The following is an 18,167-nucleotide window of genomic DNA, read 5'->3' on the forward strand; positions in this document are numbered from 1 at the left end:
CCCCGCGCCGTCGTCAGTTCGCGATACTTAGGTGGACTCCGTGACCGAGAAACGCGAATACACAGGCGACTACCCCGAGAAGCGACTGTACATCCCCGGCCCGACCGAGGTCCGCGAGGACGTGATCAACGAGATGTGCCAGCCGATGTTCGGGCACCGGATGGACCGGATGACCGACCTCTACACGACCATCGTCGAGGACACCAAGGAGTTCCTCGGCACCGACAACGACGTCATCGTGCTGACGGCGTCCGGAACGGAGTTCTGGGAGGCGTCGACGCTCAACCTCGTCGACGAGGATATCCTCTGTACGACCTGTGGGGCGTTCGGCGAGCGACACGCCAACGTCGCCGACCGCCTCGGCAAGAACGTCGACCGACTGGAGTACGAGTGGGGCGACGCCGTCAAACCCGAAGACGTCCGCGCGGCGTTGGAAGAGAACGACGCGAAGTACGACGTCGTCACCTGCGTGATGAACGAGTCGTCGACGGGCGTGCGCAACCCCGTCGAGGCCATCGGCGACGTCGTCGCGGAGTACCCGGACACGTACTTCGTCGTCGACGCCGTCTCCTGCCTCGGCGGCGACTACGTCGACATCGACGCCCACGGCATCGACGTCATCTTCGCGTCCACCCAGAAGGCGTTCGCGATGCCGCCGGGCCTTGTCACCTGCGTCGTCAGCGAGGACGCCTACCAGCGCGAACTGGAGAACGACTCCGCCTCGTGGTACGGCGGGTTCCAGCGAGCCATCGACTACTACGACCGGAAGGGACAGACGCACTCCACGCCCGCCATCCCGATTATGCTCGCGTACCGCAAGCAGATGAAGCATATGCTGGATGAGGGCCACGAGGGGCGCAGCGAGCGCCACCGCGAGATGGCCGAGTACACCCGCGAGTGGGCCCGCGAGCACTTCGCGATGTTCCCCGAGGAGGGGTACGAGTCACAGACGGTCGCGTGTATCGAGAACACCCGCGGCATCGACGTAGCGGGGACCATCGAGCAAGTGAGCGAGGAGTACGACTTCGCGTTCTCCAACGGCTACGGCGACTTGGGCGAGGAGACGTTCCGCATCGGTCACATGGGCGAACACGACGTCGAGTCGATCAAGGAACTGACCGACGCCATCGAAGACGTCGCCGGCCTGTAACTGCGACTGCCTCACTCCTCGTCGTTCTGGTTCGTCTCCGGCGATTTCACGACCGACCCGACCGCCTTCTCGGCGACCGCACCGGGCACGTCGTCGGGCGTCGTGAGGCGACGCGGGAGCAACACCATCAGGACGGCGACGACGAGGAAGCCGACGCCGAGGACGGTGTTGCCGTCGAGCAGCGACTGGATGCCGAAGACGGCGACCGGGAGCGCGAAGATGAGCGTCGCCGCGAGGCCGACCTGTTCGAGGATGCCGAGTGCCACGCCAGCGCCTACTGCCGGCGGCGACGAAACCCTGTCGCTCGGCGCTGCGGAGTAGAATCGCCGTCGGTCTCACGCTGGTCGTAGACTGTGCGGTCTTGTGCTGCGCCGCCGATCATCCGAGACCTCGCTTCGCTCAGACCAGCATTATTCGTGGGCGGCGCGGCACAAGGACCGCGCCGTCGATCATCCGAGGCCTCAATCGTCGGCGGCGACGGGCGCGGGAAGCCGCTTGGGGTCGTCGACAGAGAGGCCGGTCGTCACGAGCAGTCGCAGGCCGCGAGCCACGCTCATATCGATCTCGTCGTAGTCGTCGGGGTGCATCATCGCGAGTTTGCCCGCGGTGGGGTTCGGACTGTGCGGGAAGAACACCGTCATCAGATCCTCGCCAGCGACCCGACGGACGCCACTCGGGGCGGGGTTGGTGATGAAGCCGATGGCGTACGTGCCGTCGCGGGGGAACTCCGCGACGACGACGCGGTCGAAGCCGTCGCTCGGCGAGGCGAGCGACTCGCTCACCTGCCGGACGCCGAAGTACACCGCCCGGACGACCGGGAGGAGTCGCACCCCGCGCTCGAAGCCACCGAACAGTCGTCTGCCAGCTTCGTGAGAGGCGACGAAGCCGAGCAACGTCACGCCGAAGGCGATGATGACGACCGCGAGCGCCGTCGCCAGCACCTCGTTCCCGACAAGTTCTGCGAGACCAGTCTCGCTGACGACCGGCGCGAGCGTGATGGTGAGTCGGTTGACCGCCCAGTCGAGGACGAACAGCGTGACCGCCAACGGCAACACCAGGAACAGCCCCGCGATGAAACTCGACCGAAGTCGTGCGAGCGCGTCCATATCGTGCGACGGGGCCGGGCCAGACATAAGTCCACCCGTCACGATATCGGAACGCTTTCCGGTTATGGTATCATTCGTCGAACTATGTTCACCGGAATCGTGGAGACCGCCGGCGAGGTCCTCGCTCGCGAGGAGACGCCGGAGGGGATCCGTCTGCGCGTCGCCGCCGAGGGTCTCGACGACCTCCATCACGGCCAGTCAATCGCCGTCAGCGGCGTCTGCCTCACCGTCGAGGAGTTCGGTGCGGTCGACGCGGACGACGAGGCTGGCGACGGCGCTGACGACGATACCGCCGACCGTTCGTGGTTCTCCGTGTTCCTCGCGGCCGAGACGGTCGCGAAGACGTACCTCGGGGAGGTCCGCGAGGGCGACGTCGTCAACATCGAACGCGCCCTCGCGGCCGACGGCCGCTTCGACGGCCACGTCGTGCAGGGCCACGTCGACACGACCGCCGAGGTGAAGCGCGTCGAACGGGTCGGCGAGGACTGGCGGTTCACCTTCTCCATCCCGGAGGGCTTCGGGAAGTACGTCGTCGACAAAGGGTCAGTCGCACTCGACGGCATCTCGCTGACGGTCGCACAGAAGCGTGACGACGAGTTCGACGTGGCCATCATCCCGACCACCTACGAGTTGACCAACCTCTCAGGGAAGGAGGTTGGCGACCCGATTCACGTCGAGGTAGACGTGGTCGCGAAGTACGTCGAGAATATGCTGGAAGGGTACGCGGAGTCGTTGGCCGGCACGCCGACGGCGTCGAGCGACTGAGTCGGATCGTCGACGCCGCGAGTCCGACGTGCCGAGTGGGAGTTCGAGTCCGACCCGTATCGAGAACCCGTCGCCGAGTGGTCGCGCTACTCGGCAGGCGAAGTCGGCACCCAGATCCCAACCACAGACTCCCCAGCGTCGGTCGTGTCTCGGAAGAGGCTACCGCTGTGGTTGTCGGTGATCCAACGCACGAGCCACAGTCCGAGTCCGCTCCCGTGTCGAAGTTGGGTAATGTCAGGTTCGCCAGTGACGATGTCCCACTCGTGGTCCGGGATACCGGAGCCTGCGTCACAGACCCGGAAGTACACGCGGCCATCCGATTGTGAGACGGAACACGTGACGGGCACGTCGCCGTGAACGAACGCGTTCTCGATGAGTTGTGCGACGGCGACTGCGAAGTTGTCCGAGACGTGGACGTCGTCACAGTCGTCTACCGAGACCGAGAGCGTGGGGTCGTCCGCTTCCGTCCCGAGCACCTCGACGCTGTCTTCGATCACGTCTGCTGGGTGGGTGCGTTGATACGCGGTGTCGCTCCCCAACGCGGTTTGTGCCCGGCGAGCGGTCTCGCTCAGCGACAGAAGTCGGGTGCTGGCAGTCTCGATGTGATTCGCCTGTGAAACGATATCCGCGTCCGTCGACCGGCGGCCGATCTCGGCTGCGAACCCTTGGACGACGTTCATCTCGTTCCGGAGGTTGTGTCGTAACACACGACCCAACACCGCCAACTGCGTCTCACGCTGTCGGAGGTCTGTGACGTCGGTCAACAACACGAACAGGTGCGTTCGATCGTCGATGTCGGCCTGCAGCGTTCGCGTCACGTAATCTCGCCGTCCGTTCGGCGTGTCCACGACCACCGGGTCTCGTTCGGAGTCGTCTGGTCGACCGTCGGAAGACAGCCGGTCTTGAGCGACGATGTCACGGATCCGGTCGCTGAGTCGCTCGTCGCACAGTGATGTCTCGAGTGCCGAGACGTGTTCACCTGCGATCGCTGCCGTGGTCAGTCGTGCGAACGAGTGGTTGTACTCGTTCACGACGATTCCCTCCGTGGTCGACTTGAGTTCCAACACCGGGTCGGTGACTGTGTCGAACAACTGCTCGACGCGCGTGGTCGCACGGACCACCGCCTCCTGTGCGGACACGAGTTCGGACGTGTCGTCGACGGACACCACGATTCCAGAGAACTCGTTCGACGCGATCGGTGACGCAGTCAGTCGAACCGGCTGTTTCGTCCCGGTGGCATCGAGCAACTCAGCAGCGCGTGTCAGCGACCTCGACTGGTCGTTCGCTCGGAGGGCGGTAACGAGCCCCTCGATCGTTCCATCGTCGACGAGGTCGAACGGTTCGCGCTCCAGTTCGTCCCGACCGTATCCGAGGAAGGCTGCGAAGGGATCGGTGAACAGCCGAAACGAGTCGTCGTCGTCGACGACGAAGGCCATGTCGTCCACCGACTTGACCAACGCTTCGTACTCTTCGAGTTCCACCTCGCGGACGATCCGATCGAGGGCCGCCGCGGCAGACTGCGCGAGCAACTGAACGACGAACTGATCCTGGTCCGAGAGCCCCTGCTGTGCGAGTGTCCCGACCGTGAGCGTCCCGTGCGTTCCCAGTGGGAGATACAGTGCGGCGGTTAGGTCGCCCCGATCACGGCCGTCCTCGACGTCAGACACGCGTCGGTAGAGGACTGATTGCTCTGTGAACGCCGTTCCGACCGGCCCTTCACCGAGTTCGTACGTCGGTCGCTCCGGCATCACGGCTTTGGTCGCCTCCGAGGACACGACCGGGACGAGTTCACCGTCGGCGTACCGAACTGTAGAGAACGGGAGCCCGAGTGCATCTTCCGCCGTGTCGACGACGATCTGTGCGATTGCCTCCGGAGAGTCGGCCGCGAGCATCTCGGTCGTGGCCGAGAGCAACTCGGAGAGCATCTGTTCACGGTGGCGTTGGTCGCTCATATCCCGGAGCGATCCGACCGTGCCCCGGAACTCCCCCTGCGAGCGGAGGATGGTCATCCGGTCTTCACACGGAACTGGTGTGCCGTCCTTCTGGAGGATCTCGATGTCCAAGACGGCCTGTCGAGCAGTCTCGTCCCGGAGGAGGCCGCGAAGCGCATCTTCGGCCTCGGCGACCGTTTCCGAGTCTTTGATCAACTCGACTCGGCTTCCGAGCAGTTCCTCGCGACTGTACCCAGTCAGCGAACACAGCGAATCGTTCACCTGCACGAATTTGCCCGCACTGTCCAACACGTACACGCCGTCTGCGATCGTCCCCAGTAAGCGCTCGTAGCGGCCGAGTTCGACGCCAGACAGGACACGCTCGATCGCCGCCGGGAGGAACTCCCACTGCGGTCGTGTCGGCGTCCACGGCATCGCGGTCGTCCGCGGGTCGCTGTTCGCTTCGATAGCCCGCGCACGCTCGGGGTCGTCGACGCAGTAGACGGTCGGAACCGACCGTTCGTCATCGACGACCTCGGAGCGCTCCGGCGTGGAGCCGACCACGATCGTCAGGTCTGGTGAGAGGGTGTCCTCGTCGGCGGCCGCCGAGTCCGCGACAGAGACGTACGAGTCGTCCAGTACGTCGAACACGTCTGCACGGATAGCCTGCGTCTCACCCGCGTAGTCGGGTGAGACGTCGAGTAGCGTTCTGAGAGGTCCCGCTGGTCCGCCTGCCATCCACTGAACCGATTCGAGGTTCCGATTTAATATTGACGGGGCGTCGTGCGCGTCCGTAGGTTCAATCCGCTTCGCCCCGTACCTCCCGCTGATGTCCGAGGTACTGAGCGACCGTCAGCGTGAGCGGGTGGACTCACGACCCGACGAGTCGTTCTACGGGTCCCCACGATACGTCACGCACGCGGACGACGGATTCCTCGACCGACTCACCGATCTGTACGCCGAGGTAGTCCCGACCGACGCTCGCGTGTTCGACGCGATGAGCAGTTGGGTGTCGCACCTCCCCGACGACGGCTACGAGACGGTGGTCGGACACGGCCTCAACGCCGACGAGTTGGCGGCGAACGACCGACTCGACGACTGGTTCGTTCAGGACCTGAACGATGACCAGACGCTTCCGCTCACGGACGCGAGCGTCGACGCCGTCACCTGTGCGCTTTCGGTGCAGTACCTCCAGTATCCTGGCGCGGTGTTCCGCGAGTTCGCCCGCGTTCTCGCCGACGAGGGCGTCCTCGTCGTCAGTTTCACGAACCGAATGTTCCCGACGAAAGCGGTCCGCGCGTGGCGTGAGGCGTCGATGGACGGCAGAGTCGACCTCGTCCGGTCGTACGTCGACGCGACGGGCGCGTTCGACGTCCAGCAGGTCGTCCGCGAGCGCCCAGAGACGGACCCATTGTACGCGGTCGTGGCGACGCGAACGCCTCGGTGAGGAGAGCGTGAGTACCCGCGACGGTACGCGCGGACGGGGTCACGGACCAGCGGTTCGCTCCGCTCACAGTGTGGCTTCGTCAGAAACGCCAGGACAGGGATTTGAACACGGTCGTTCCGCTCGCTGTCGCTCGCTTCACTCTCTGATCAAATCCCTGACGGAAGGGTACACACGGGTCGACTGCTCACTCGCTCCGCTCGTTCGCGTTGTCGACCAGAGAAGACGCCAGGACAGGGATTTGAACCCTGGATCCCAAGGGGAACACGCTTTCCAGGCGTGCGCCTTACCACTCGGCCATCCTGGCTCGCGTCCGATCCTACCCCGCTGTAAAGTTTAAGCCTGTCCTTTCTCCGTCAGTCGATGCTCGAATCGGTAGGCGGCGAGGGCCACCACCGCGCCGACGACGACCGCGAGGGCGAACAACCCCGCGAACCCGAACGGGAGTCCGAGGCCGAACAGCACCAACGCCTGGCCGCCGACGAGGACGACGAACAGGCCGACGAGCCCCCACAACAGGGCCGACCGTTCGCGGGACACCTACGAGACGTCGACGACCGCCTCGATCTCGACGCCGACGCCCTTCGGGAGCGCCCCCGCCTGCACCGCCGACCTCGCGGGTGGTTCGTCGTCGAAGTAGGTGGCGTACGTCTCGTTCATCTCCTCGAAGTCGTCGATGTCCGCGAGAAACACCGTCGTCTTGAGGACGTCCCCGGCGTCGCCGCCGGCCTCGTCGACGATAGCGAGGAGGTTGTCCAGCGCCAGTTCCGTCTGCTTGGCGATGGGCGCGTCGTCGCGCAGGTCGCCGTCGGGAGTAAGTGGGATCTGTCCGGCGGTGAACAGCAGATCACCGTTCGTCGTCGCCTGACTGTACGCGCCGACCGCGGCCGGAGCCTCGTCCGTGGAGACGATCCGTTTCATACACTCGCCTGCGAGCGGGCGACTCATAAATCGGCGGGAAGCGTCGGCGGTCGCCGCAAACGTCGGCCGAAACTGGCCGTCTCGCACGTCGCTACGCCAGCACCTCCACCTCGTACCCAGCCCCCTCTAACGCCGCGACGACGCGGGCGGCGTGTTCGTCACCGTGCGTCTCCAACTCGATCTCTAGGTCGGCGGCGTCGACGGCGATGTCGCGGGAGGTGCGGTCGTGGCTCAAGGCGTACACGTTGGCGTCTTCGCGGGCGATGATGCCCGCGACGCGTTCCAGTTCGCCCGGCCGGTCTTTCAACTCCAGCGACACCTTCAGGTACCGACCCATCCGCACGAGACCCCGGAGGATCACGGTGATCAGCGTGTTCATGTCGATGTTGCCGCCACACAGCGCCGGGACGATGACCTCGCCGTCGTCGTAGTCGAACTTCTCCTCGAGGACGGCCGCGAGGGCGACCGCGCCCGCGCCCTCGACGACGGTCTTCGAGCGCTCTAATAAGAGCGTGAGTGCCTCTGCGATCTCTTCGTCGTCGACGGTGACGACCTCGTCGACGCGGTCGCGGATGTACGGGTACGTGTGCTCGCCGACCTCGCGGACGGCGATGCCGTCGGCGACGGTGTCGACGCCGCCCAACTCGACGCGATGACCCTCCTTCATCGACCGGGCGGCCGAATCCGCGCCGGCCGCCTGGACGCCGACGACACGCACGTCGTCGAGTGCGCCCTTCAGCGCCGTCGCCACGCCGGAGATGAGGCCGCCGCCGCCGATGGGGACGACGACGGTGTCCACCTCGGGGCACTGCTCGGCGATTTCGAGGCCGATGGTCCCCTGTCCGGCCATCACGAGTTCGTCCTCGAAGGCGTGGAGGTACACGCGGTCCTCCTCGCGTTCGATCTCGTGGGCGTGCGCCTGTGCCTCGTCGTAGTCGATGCCGTGGAGGACGACGTTGCCGCCGTACCGGCGGGTCGCCTCAACCTTCGAGACGGGGGCGTACTTCGGCATCACGATGGTCGAGTCGACGCCCGCGCGTGTGGCCGCGAGGGCGACGCCCTGCGCGTGGTTGCCGGCGCTGGCGGTGACGACCCCACGCTCGCGTTCGTCGTCGTCCATCGCGGCGATGCGGTTCATCGCGCCGCGGATCTTGAACGCGCCGGTGCGCTGGGTGTTCTCCAGTTTCAGGTGGACGTCCGCACCCGTCATCTCGGAGAAACTGTGCGAGTACGTCAGCGGCGTCCGAACAGCGACCGCCTCGACGTGTTCGCGGGCAGCGACCACGTCGTCGTAACTGAGCATACCGGTCCTACTGGGGTCGGTGGTGTATCGGTTGTGGTCAGCGTCGAGCGCCGCGACACGAACCGGTCGGCGGCGCGGTCGCTCGCGAGTGTGAAAGGGGGAAAGAGGGGGAATGCACGCGTGTGACGTGCATCAGAGTAGATGCCCCCCGAGTATTTAAAAGTAAGTCACGCGCGGTGAAAGTGAAAACGGAGGGTAGAGCCCTTCTGCTCGCATCGTCTGACGCTTGTCGGTCGGTCGTCTCGCGCTTCACCGGCCGACCTGTCTTTCGACTGTTACGTCGAGTTCGTCGACGGCGCGGCGCACCCGCCGTGGGAACGGTCCGTCACCGGGCCACGTCGCGTCGGCGGCCAGTCGGTCGGGGTCGCCGACGTACACCGCGACCGTTCCCGCGCGGTCACCGTCGGGGTCGAAGAGCGGAACGGACACTCGGACGTACAGGTCGTCGTCGACGCGTTCGTACGCGTCGAGTGCGTCCACCTCGTCGGTTCGCAGGAGTCGCCCGCCCACCGCGTCGTCGATGCCGTTGGCAGCGTGGGTCACCGCGCTGTCGGCCAACTCCTCGCCGACTGACTCGGGCGGGGCGAGCGTCGGATAGCGTCCCTCGACGACGCGCAACCCCCTGAGTGTCGCCGCGCCGACGAACGCGAACGAGTCGAGCACCTCTCGCACCCGCGTCGGTTCGGTGAGGGTGCCGTACACGAAAACGTCCATACGCGTCGAACTCCGGCGAACGGCTTGGCTGTTCGGGCGACCGCTCGGCGGCGGTCACGACGAGCGACGGGGACTCACACGAGGTTCCGGAAGCGGAACCGCCAAACCGTGCCCGTCCGAGCGACCGATATGGACCGCGAGCGTCTGCTCGGCGTCTGGCGACGCGTCCTCTCGCTGGCGTGGCCCGTGATGGCCGAGCAGACGTTCCGCACGGCGATGCGGACGACCGACATCATCGTCACCGCGCAGTTCTCCCCGGCGGCGGTCGTCGCCATCGGCCTCGCCGACCTGTACGCGCGGTTTCCGCTCCGCATCGGCCTCGGACTCGGCGGGGGCGCTATCGCCCTCTCCAGTCAAGACACCGGTGCGGCCGCCGACGCCAACCGCGACGAGGCGGTGACGCAGGCGGTGCTGATGGGTGCGCTCGCCGGGATTCCGTTCGTGCTCGTCGGCCTGTTCTTCGGCGAACCGATCATCGCGTTGCTCGGGGCCGACGCCGACACCGCGGCGTTGGGCGGGCAGTACCTCGCCATCGTGTTCGCGACCGCCCCTGCCCGTCACGTCGCCCTCATCGGCGCACGCTCGCTCCAGGGCACCGGCGACACCCGCACCCCGATGTACGTGAACGTCGTCGCGAACGCGCTCAACATCTCGGGATCGGTCGTCCTCGGCCTCGGCCTGTTCGGTGCACCGCGCCTCGCCATCGTCGGCGTCGGTATCTCGACGGCGGCCGCGAACGTCCTCACGGCGGGCCTGTTGCTCGTGGCGATGGCAACCCCGTGGTCGGACGCGAGCCTCGTCCGCCCGCGCGACACGGTCATCGCCAAGCAGTTGGTCCGGGTGTCCGCGCCGCGCGTGCTGGAGGGCTTCTCCGCGACCATCGCGGAGTTCCCGTTCAACGCCCTCCTACTTGGGTTCGGGACGACGGTCAACGCCGGCTTCCAGATCGGTCGCCGGATGTACCAGCAGGTGACGGGGCCGCTCTCGCGCGGCTACAACGTCGCCGCCAGCGTCGTCGTCGGCCAGTCGCTCGGCGACGGCGACCCCGACGGCGCGCGCTACAACGGCTACGCGGTGATGGGACTGGGTCTGGCCACCGTCGGCGTCATCGGCATCGCCCTCGTCGCCGCTGCGCCCGCGTTCGTCTCCGTGTTCACGCAGGACCCCGAGACGGTCCCCCACGCCGTCGCATTCGCGCGAGTGTACGGCGCGACGGGCGCGTTCCTCGTCGGCTACACCGTGCTCTCGGGGGCGCTTCAGGGCGCAAGCGAGACGCGCATTCCGCTGGTCGCGCGGCTCACCGGGACGTTCGGCTTCCTGTTGGGGACGACGTACGTCGTCGGCGAGGTGCTGGGATACGGTGCGCCCGGCGCGTATCTCGGCGTCGGCCTCCAGTACGTCTGGATGACTGCCGTCGTCGTCTGGGGCTTCCGCTACACCGGGTGGGCGAGTCGCGCCGCCGAGATGATGGCCGAGCGAGGTACGGACGTGGGAAGCGACGCCGAGGGCACGTGATCCGTTCGTCTGCCTACAGAACCCAGTTGTACACAGTCTGACGAACGGGAGCGGTCGGCACCGATGGGTGACGGCTGCGTGGCTGTGTGAAGGAAGCGAAATCGAAAACGTGTGTCGTCGTCGGGAGCAGTGCGGGTACCGTGCCGTCAGCGACGGCCGTACCGGAGGAGTTCGCGGCCGAGGAAGCCGACAGCGATGCCGGCCCCGAACGCGCGGATCAGTTCGTCGCGGCGGCGCGCCTGGTACTCCTCGGGGAAGTACTCGGTCATGATGTCGAACATCCGGTCGCCAACCTCGTGGCGGACCAACTCGCCACGCTCGCTGGCCTTCGTTCGCGCCTCGGAGGTGCCGATTCGGACGCGCTCTGCGTACTCGCTGTAGTCGTCGCTTTTCGGGGTTTTGATCTTGAGATCCATACATCAAGTATGACGGCAGACGAGATAACCATTGCTTCGGCCACGTGGTTACCAGATGTGTCTCAACTTCGCCGACAAACCCGACCATTCAGTCGGAAGAAGCGTCCATTCACTCGGTGCCGACTCGACCGAAGCGGCGTCCGCGCTTACCGCTCGTCGATCGGCACCCACTCGGCGTCTTTCTCGCCGACGTAGCGGGCGCGGGGGCGAATGAGGCGGTTGTCTTCGTACTGTTCGAGGACGTGGGCACACCAGCCACCGACCCGCGAGATGACGAAGATGGGCGTGAACACGTCCGTCGGGATGCCCATCTGATGGTACGTCGACGCCGAGTAGAAGTCGACGTTTGGTGCGAGACCCTTCTCCTCGCCGATGTACTCCTCGATGGCGACGCTCATCTCGTACCACTTGAGGTCGCCCGACGCCTCGCCGAGCGCCTTCGAGCGGTCGCCGAGGATCTTCGCGCGGGGGTCTTTCACATTGTAGACGCGGTGGCCGAAGCCAGCGACGCGGCGGCCCTCCTCGAGGGCGGTCTTCACCCACTCGACTGGCTCCTGGTCGGACTCGTCGATCTCGTGGAGCATCCGCATCACGTTCGCGTTCGCGCCGCCGTGGAGGCTCCCCGAGAGCGTGCCGACGGCCGACGTGACCGCCGAGTGGATGTCCGCCAGCGTCGACGCCGTCACCGTCGCCGAGAAGGTGGAGGCGTTGAGGCCGTGGTCGGCGTGGAGGACGAGCGCTTGGTCGAAGATGTCGGCGGTGACCTCGTCGGGCACCTCGCCGTTGAGCATGTACAGGAAGTTCTCGGCGTGTGTGAGTTCCTCGTTGGGTGCGACCGGTTCCTCACCGTCGCGGATGCGAGTGAACGCCGCCAGCGCCGTCGGGAGTTTCGCCGTGATGCGGCGCGCCTTCCGAACGTTCGCCTCGACGTCCGTCGGGTCGGCGTCGGTGTCGGGGTCTGCGGCCGACAGCGACGACGCCGCCGTTCGCATCGCCGCCATCGGCTCTTCGTCGGCCTCCGCGAGGCGGCGGATGGTCGCCAGCGTACCGTCGTCGAGCGCACGTTCGGCGGCCATCGACTCCTCGAACTCGGCCAGTTCCTCGGCGGTCGGGAGGTGGCCGTTCCACAGCAGATACAGCGTCTCCTCGTAGGAGGCGTGTTCGGCGAGGTCCTCGATGGCGTACCCGCGATAGACGAGTTTGCCCGCGTCGCCGTCGATGAAACTGAGGTCGGACTCGGCGACGAGGACGCCCTCCAGTCCTCGCTTGAGTTCGTCGGACATACCTCGGGATACCGAGTGACTGCCGAAAAGCGTTATCGTTCGGGAAGAATCACCAAACCACCCTGTACACGACCGTGGTCGGGTCGATTTCGCACCCGTTCTGCTCGTTCGGCCCGTGGAGACCGAGTCAGATCCGAGTGACTGCCCGGGGTCTCACTCCTCGTCGACCAGCGAGTCGTCACCGGGCGTGACACCCCACGCGCCGCCGTCGCCGCCGCCGCCCGTCTTGAACGTCCCCCGAGCGTCCGCGACGTGCGTGCCCTCGACGTCCTCGATGGTGACCTCCGCGGTAGCGACGCTGCCGCCGTCGCGGACTACCTCCGCCTCCGCGCGGAGGTCGTCGGTCGCCGGCGCGAGGTAGTCCATCCGCATATCCACCGTCGGCGTCGGCTTGTGGTGCAGCGAGATGACCGCCGCGCCCGCCGCCGTGTCCGCCAGCGCGTACGTCACGCCGCCGTGTGCGATCTGACGGCCCGGCACCGACGACAACTCCTGGGACATCGGGAGGTCGACGACCGCACGGCCCTCGCTGGCCTCGACGACCTCCAGTCCCATGTGGTCGGCGTACGGCATCCCGTTGAGCAGGTCGGCCACGTCCATAGCGGACGTGCGGGGAGCGATACCAAAAACCGTGCGAAGCCGTTGTACCGAGGCAGTCGGCGGCCGGTCAGCCGCTGAACGACGATTAGTCGGCGGAGATACCACACCCGGCGGTGTAGTCGATGCCCTCGATGGAGTCGATCGGATCGTCGCCACACACCGGACAGTCGGGGTTGGGACGGTACGGCACCGTCTCGAAGGTCATGTCCATCGCGTCGTAAAACAGGAGTCGTCCCTCCAGCACCTCGCCCGCGTCAAGGAGGAGTTTCACCGCCTCGGTCGCCTGTACACAGCCGACCGTTCCGGGGAGGACACCGAGCACGCCCGTCGTCGCGCAGTCGGGCACTTCACCGGGTTCGGGCGCCTCGGGGAACAGACAGCGGTAGCACGGGCCCCCGGGTACCAACGTCGTCGCTTGTCCCTCGAACTTGTAGATAGATCCGTGTGCGACGGGCGTCTCCGTCAGTCGCGCCACGTCGTTGACGAGATAGCGAGTCCCGAAGTTGTCGGAGGCGTCGACCACCACGTCGTAGTCGTCGATGAGCGTCTCGGCGTTGTCCGTGTCGACGCGCGTCTCGTGAACGTCCACGTCGACGTCGGGGTTCAGCCGGTGGACGTACTCGGCGGCCGACTGCGCCTTCGGCTTGCCCACGTCGGCGTCGGCGTGGATGATTTGTCGCTGGAGGTTCGACCGCTCCACCACGTCGTCGTCGGCGACGCCCAGTCGGCCCACGCCCGCCGCCGCGAGATACTGGATGGCAGGCGACCCGAGACCGCCAGCGCCGACGACGAGCGCCGACCCCTCCAGTAGGGCCTGTTGGCCCGCGGGGCCGACCTCGTCGAGGATGATGTGACGCGAGTAGCGGTCGAGTTGGGTGGCGTCGAGCGAGAGTCCCGTCATACTCGTCTGTCGTTCCCGGGAGGAAATAAGCGCCCTGCCGACACCTGGGTGGCCGACCGCCCGTAGATGATCGGCTGTGGCGGTGTCTCCGACTATCGATCACCGAGCACGGTCCGAACGAGCGTCGCCTCCGCCCGCCGGAGGTGTTCGGCCGCCGTGCTCGGGGCACAACCGACGCGGTCGCCCACGTCGGCTACCGTCGCCTCGCGTGGCTCGGCGTAGTAGCCGGCGTCGACTGCGGCGGCGACGACGTCTCGCTGACGCTCCGTGAGGCCCGCGCTCGGGTCGACGGCTGTGCCGGCACCGCTCCGGACCCGCCGGATCGACACGTCGACGCCGTCGGGCGTCCGGTCGACCGCGCTGCCGAGGGCGTCGCCCGTTCCGACGACCGAGAACCGCATCGTCCCGTCGGTGTCGTAGACGACCGGGGGGACCACGACGACGTTTTCGTCGGCGAACGCCTCGACGAGTCCGCGGTCGCGCTCGGTGAGCCGCTCGCGGACGTATAGGTAGAAGCCGTCGACGGCCGACTCGGCGGACGGCTCGACGACCTCGGCCGTGTCGACGCCGTCGAGTACGGGGAGGAACGGCTCTGGCGGGCCGTCGATGTGGAACAGCAGGACGTTCCGCTCGCCGATCCGCGGGTTCCACTGGAGCAGTCGCGTCGGCCCGAACTCGGGATGGTCGGCCACGAACGCGTGCATCGGATGCCGCGACGCCTCGTCGGGATCGAGTCGAAGGGCGATCGTTTTCACGCCGAAGTAATTCACGAGCCGTTGTCATAAATGGTCCCAGATATGCGGGATAACGACCAGCTACCCCCGGAACGATCACACGCACGCCCGACGCGCCGCTCGCGGTCCTCCGCGGCCGCCGTCGGCCCTGCACACCTATGAGTACACAGACGCCCGCGGACCGACTCGACAGCGACGACGCGACAGTAGCCCCCGACGCTCTCGGCGACCTCCTCGGCGACCACGTGATCGGCCGCGAGACGCACCTCAACGCGCCAGGATTCGTGATCCGCCCGGACGCGGTCCAAGACGTCCTCTCCACACTGAAGACGGAGGCCGGCTTCGACCACCTCTCGTGTGTCACGGCCCAAGAGTACGAGGACCGCTACGAGTCCATCTACCACCTGAAGCAGTACGACGATCCCACTCAGGAGGTGTCGGTCGTCGTGCCCGCAGACAAGGAAGCCCCCCGAAGCGAGTCTGGAGAACCCGTCTTCCACACCGCCGACTGGCACGAGCGAGAGGCGTACGATCTGGTCGGCATCGAGTACGACGACCACCCAGACCTGCGTCGCATCCTCCTGCCCGAGACGTGGCAGGGCCACCCGCTGTCGCTCGACTACGACCGAAACCGACCGCAGATCGTCAGGTACGACGAGAACGCGAACCCGCTGGAGGCGGACGGTCGCGCCGAGGGAGGAACCGACACGATGATGCTCAACATCGGACCGCACCACCCCGCGACCCACGGCGTGATGCACCTGCAGGCGACACTCGACGGCGAACAGGTCGTCGACGTGGACCCGGACATCGGCTACATCCACCGCTGTGAGGAGCAGATGTGTCAAAACGGCACCTACCGTCACCAGATTATGCCGTACCCCGACCGCTGGGACTGGGCCGGCGGCGGCCTGCTCAACGAGTGGGCGTACGCCCGCGTCGCGGAGACGCTCGCGGACATCGCTGTGCCCGAGTACGCACAGGTCGTGCGGACAATGAGCGCCGAACTGTCGCGGATCCTCTCGCACCTGCTCGCGGTCGGTGCGTACGCACTCGACGTCGTGGGCGACTTCACCGTCGTGTTCATGTACGCGATCACCGAGCGAGAGAAGGTACAGAACATCCTCGAAGACCTGACGGGCCAGCGGCTGATGTTCAACTACTTCCGCCTCGGCGGCGTCGCGTGGGACCTCCCCGAACCCCGCGAGGAGTTCTTCGAGAAGACCCGCGACTTCCTCGACGGCCTCCCCCGTCGCCTCGCGGAGTTTCACGACCTCCTGACGGACAACGAGATCCTGCAGTTGCGTACCGTCGACACCGGTCACCTCCCACCGGAAGTCGCGAAGTCGTACGGCGCGACGGGCCCGGTCGCTCGTGGCTCCGGCATCGACTACGACCTGCGCCGCGACGACCCGTACGGCTACTACGACGAACTCGACTGGGACGTCGTCACGGAAGCGGCCGGCGACAACTTCGCACGACTGCAGGTTCGACTTCGCGAGATGGAGGAATCTGCGCGGATCGTCGAGCAGTGCGTCGACCTCCTCGAAGACTGGCCCGAGGAGGACCGCACCATCCAGGCCAACGTCCCGCGAACGCTCAAGCCCGACGACGACACCGAGGTGTACACCGCCGTCGAGGCCGCGAAGGGCGAACTCGGCATCTACGTGCGGGCCGACGGGACCGACGAACCGGCGCGGTTCAAGATCCGCGGGCCGTCGTTCGCGAACCTGCAGGCGCTCCCCGAGATGGCCGAAGGCGAGCACGTACCCGACCTCATCGCGACGCTCGGGAGCCTCGACACGATTATGGGTGAGGTCGATCGGTGACGAACTGGCACGACCCCGTCCGACCGGCGGTGTGACCTGACCGATCCGCCATCGCATTTTCCCGTCGGGAGCGTCGATCATCGGGCGTGCCGAACACCGCTGACGACCACGACGACGGCGGTACAGCGAGTGAATCACCCGCCTCCGCGCCCGAGCAAGACGAGTTCGAGCGGTTCTCGCTCGAGGAGTGGGATACACTTCGCGACCGCGTTCGCGACATCGACTCGGCGGCGACCGACACGGCCGACGAGATCGTCGTCGACGACGGCACCGCCCGTTTCGTCGTGACTCGGGAGGGAACCGTCTCGGGGTCGATGCCCCGTCACGAGTTCGCCCGCGACGGCGTCGACGCCGTCGAAGTCGCCGCCGACGGAACGGCCCTCCGCGTCTACGATGCAGACGACGCCGTCGAGTACGTGTTCCACCTGTAACGAGCGAGCGACAGCAGTCGGTCGTCGCCACCGTCGACAACGACTGGCCCGTCGCTTCGGGTTTCCGAAGCGTTAGGCGTCGGGCGAGTGACGCACGATGCGTGCCATCCAACCGACGGTTCCATCTCGCGAAGCGACCCGAAGGCGTCCCGGACCACGACACGTTCGACCTCCGCGAGGTCGACACACCTGACCCCGGGCCCGGTGAGGCGCTGGTGCGGACGCTGTACCTCTCGGTCGACCCGTACATGCGCGACCGGATGCGCGCCGGCGAGTCGTACGCCGACGCGTGGGAGGTGGGCGACCCCCTCCGCGGCGGCGTCGTCGCGGAAGTCGTCGACTCGAACGGCGCGGGCCTCTCGGAGGGGCAGACCGTCGTCGGCAACCTCCCGTGGGCCGAGTACGCGACCGCGAGCGGTGATTCGCTGACGCCCGTCGACACCGGCGGTCTGCCCGTCTCGACGGCGCTGGGCGTGCTGGGAATGCCCGGCCGCACCGGCTACTTCGGCACTCGTGAGGTCGCACAACCGAAGGCCGACGACTGGATGGTCGTCTCCGGCGCGGCGGGGGCGGTCGGCTCTGTCGTCGGCCAACTCGGCGAACTGCAGGGCGCGAACGTCGTCGGCATCGCTGGCTCCGACGAGAAGGTGGAGTGGCTGACCGAAGAACTGGGCTTCACTGCCGGCATCAACTACAAGACCGAGGACGTTGGCGCACGTCTCGACGAGGTCGCAGACGGCGTCGACGTGTACTTCGACAACGTCGGCGGTCCCGTCACCGACGCCGTGTGGGGCCGCCTCAACGTCGACGCTCGGGTCGCCGTCTGCGGGCAGATTGCCCTCTACAACGACGAGGAACTCCCGACCGGGCCGCGCAAACTGGCGAAACTCATCGAGACGCGTGCAAGCGTCGAGGGACTGCTCGTGCAGGACTTCGCCCCGCGCTTCCGCGAAGCGACCGAACACCTCGCTGGCCTCGTCGCCGGCGGCGACCTCCAGTACCGCGAGACGGTGACTGACGGACTCGAACACGCGCCGGAGGCGTTCCTTGGCCTGTTCGAGGGTGAGAACATCGGGAAGCAAGTGGTGAAAGTCGCGGAGTCGGACGCGTAACGCCGCAGCAGG

The 18,167-nt window shown here is 66.7% G+C and carries 19 protein-coding genes and 1 tRNA gene; 7 read left to right on the forward strand and 13 right to left on the reverse strand.

The genetic code is table 11. From position 1 onward, the window contains the following. The first annotated feature begins 40 nt into the window (after positions 1 to 40). Positions 41 to 1,150, forward strand: a complete 1,110-nt coding sequence (locus tag P0D77_RS15010; protein WP_277553921.1) for a pyridoxal-phosphate-dependent aminotransferase family protein — start codon at positions 41 to 43, stop codon at positions 1,148 to 1,150. A gap of 11 nt (positions 1,151 to 1,161) precedes the next feature. Here P0D77_RS15010 and P0D77_RS15015 read toward each other — a convergent pair whose 3' ends face one another. Continuing rightward, positions 1,162 to 1,416: a DUF7533 family protein gene (locus tag P0D77_RS15015; RefSeq protein ID WP_277553922.1), complete on the reverse strand. Its 255-nt coding sequence runs from the start codon at positions 1,414 to 1,416 to the stop codon at positions 1,162 to 1,164. Between the two features lie 195 nt (positions 1,417 to 1,611). Next, complete coding sequence (locus P0D77_RS15020; protein ID WP_277553923.1) at positions 1,612 to 2,256, reverse strand: DUF502 domain-containing protein; 645 nt, start codon at positions 2,254 to 2,256, stop codon at positions 1,612 to 1,614. 84 nt (positions 2,257 to 2,340) lie between these two features. On the opposite strand from P0D77_RS15020, the gene P0D77_RS15025 reads away from it, so the two are divergent. Further along, positions 2,341 to 3,021, forward strand: coding sequence for a riboflavin synthase (locus P0D77_RS15025; RefSeq protein WP_277553924.1), 681 nt, complete (start codon positions 2,341 to 2,343; stop codon positions 3,019 to 3,021). Between the two features lie 86 nt (positions 3,022 to 3,107). Here the strand turns inward: P0D77_RS15025 and P0D77_RS15030 are convergent, their stop codons facing one another. Next, positions 3,108 to 5,690, reverse strand: coding sequence for a sensor histidine kinase (locus P0D77_RS15030; protein ID WP_277553925.1), 2,583 nt, complete (start codon positions 5,688 to 5,690; stop codon positions 3,108 to 3,110). 91 nt (positions 5,691 to 5,781) lie between these two features. Between P0D77_RS15030 and P0D77_RS15035 the strand changes: the two genes are divergently transcribed. Continuing rightward, the gene (locus P0D77_RS15035) at positions 5,782 to 6,399 is read left to right on the forward strand and encodes a methyltransferase domain-containing protein (RefSeq protein ID WP_277553926.1); all 618 of its coding nucleotides are present in this window, start codon (positions 5,782 to 5,784) and stop codon (positions 6,397 to 6,399) included. A gap of 223 nt (positions 6,400 to 6,622) precedes the next feature. On the opposite strand, the gene P0D77_RS15040 is transcribed toward P0D77_RS15035, so the two are convergent. From P0D77_RS15040 to P0D77_RS15060, 5 genes are all read right to left on the reverse strand, one after another. Next, a tRNA-Ser gene (locus tag P0D77_RS15040) sits at positions 6,623 to 6,703 on the reverse strand. Positions 6,704 to 6,732: 29 nt separating this feature from the next. Then, positions 6,733 to 6,936 (reverse strand): DUF7981 family protein, encoded by a 204-nt coding sequence (locus P0D77_RS15045; RefSeq protein ID WP_277553927.1) that lies wholly within the window; start codon positions 6,934 to 6,936, stop codon positions 6,733 to 6,735. Next, complete coding sequence (locus P0D77_RS15050; RefSeq protein ID WP_277553928.1) at positions 6,937 to 7,317, reverse strand: Rid family detoxifying hydrolase; 381 nt, start codon at positions 7,315 to 7,317, stop codon at positions 6,937 to 6,939. A 91-nt stretch (positions 7,318 to 7,408) separates the two neighbouring features. Then, positions 7,409 to 8,620 carry a threonine ammonia-lyase gene (gene ilvA, locus P0D77_RS15055; RefSeq protein ID WP_277553929.1) on the reverse strand — a complete coding sequence of 404 codons (1,212 nt, stop codon included), beginning with the start codon at positions 8,618 to 8,620 and terminating at the stop codon, positions 7,409 to 7,411. A gap of 249 nt (positions 8,621 to 8,869) precedes the next feature. Continuing rightward, positions 8,870 to 9,334 (reverse strand): gamma-glutamylcyclotransferase family protein, encoded by a 465-nt coding sequence (locus P0D77_RS15060; RefSeq protein ID WP_277553930.1) that lies wholly within the window; start codon positions 9,332 to 9,334, stop codon positions 8,870 to 8,872. A gap of 129 nt (positions 9,335 to 9,463) precedes the next feature. Between P0D77_RS15060 and P0D77_RS15065 the strand changes: the two genes are divergently transcribed. Continuing rightward, a complete protein-coding gene (locus P0D77_RS15065; RefSeq protein WP_277553933.1) occupies positions 9,464 to 10,849 on the forward strand; it encodes an MATE family efflux transporter in 1,386 nt (461 codons plus the stop codon). 146 nt (positions 10,850 to 10,995) lie between these two features. Here the strand turns inward: P0D77_RS15065 and P0D77_RS15070 are convergent, their stop codons facing one another. The 5 genes from P0D77_RS15070 to P0D77_RS15090 form a co-directional block, all read right to left on the reverse strand. Next, positions 10,996 to 11,265: a hypothetical protein gene (locus P0D77_RS15070; protein WP_277553934.1), complete on the reverse strand. Its 270-nt coding sequence runs from the start codon at positions 11,263 to 11,265 to the stop codon at positions 10,996 to 10,998. A gap of 146 nt (positions 11,266 to 11,411) precedes the next feature. Then, on the reverse strand, positions 11,412 to 12,548 hold the full coding sequence (gene citZ, locus P0D77_RS15075; RefSeq protein WP_277553935.1) for a citrate synthase: 1,137 nt from the start codon (positions 12,546 to 12,548) through the stop codon (positions 11,412 to 11,414). 153 nt (positions 12,549 to 12,701) lie between these two features. After that, a complete protein-coding gene (locus tag P0D77_RS15080; protein ID WP_277553936.1) occupies positions 12,702 to 13,148 on the reverse strand; it encodes a PaaI family thioesterase in 447 nt (148 codons plus the stop codon). An 85-nt stretch (positions 13,149 to 13,233) separates the two neighbouring features. Continuing rightward, on the reverse strand, positions 13,234 to 14,049 hold the full coding sequence (ubaA, locus tag P0D77_RS15085) for an SAMP-activating enzyme E1 (RefSeq protein WP_277553937.1): 816 nt from the start codon (positions 14,047 to 14,049) through the stop codon (positions 13,234 to 13,236). 92 nt (positions 14,050 to 14,141) lie between these two features. Beyond that, on the reverse strand, positions 14,142 to 14,804 hold the full coding sequence (locus P0D77_RS15090) for a helix-turn-helix domain-containing protein (RefSeq protein WP_277553938.1): 663 nt from the start codon (positions 14,802 to 14,804) through the stop codon (positions 14,142 to 14,144). Positions 14,805 to 14,941: 137 nt separating this feature from the next. Between P0D77_RS15090 and P0D77_RS15095 the strand changes: the two genes are divergently transcribed. From P0D77_RS15095 to P0D77_RS15105, 3 genes are all read left to right on the forward strand, one after another. Beyond that, positions 14,942 to 16,612, forward strand: coding sequence for an NADH-quinone oxidoreductase subunit D (locus P0D77_RS15095; protein ID WP_277553939.1), 1,671 nt, complete (start codon positions 14,942 to 14,944; stop codon positions 16,610 to 16,612). An 86-nt stretch (positions 16,613 to 16,698) separates the two neighbouring features. After that, entirely contained in the window at positions 16,699 to 17,043 is a 345-nt protein-coding gene (locus tag P0D77_RS15100) for a hypothetical protein (RefSeq protein ID WP_277553940.1), read from the forward strand. A gap of 101 nt (positions 17,044 to 17,144) precedes the next feature. Next, complete coding sequence (locus P0D77_RS15105; protein ID WP_277553941.1) at positions 17,145 to 18,155, forward strand: NADP-dependent oxidoreductase; 1,011 nt, start codon at positions 17,145 to 17,147, stop codon at positions 18,153 to 18,155. Positions 18,156 to 18,167 lie beyond the last annotated feature (12 nt).

The organism is Halobaculum limi, from assembly GCF_029490015.1.
Lineage (GTDB): Archaea > Halobacteriota > Halobacteria > Halobacteriales > Haloferacaceae > Halobaculum > Halobaculum limi.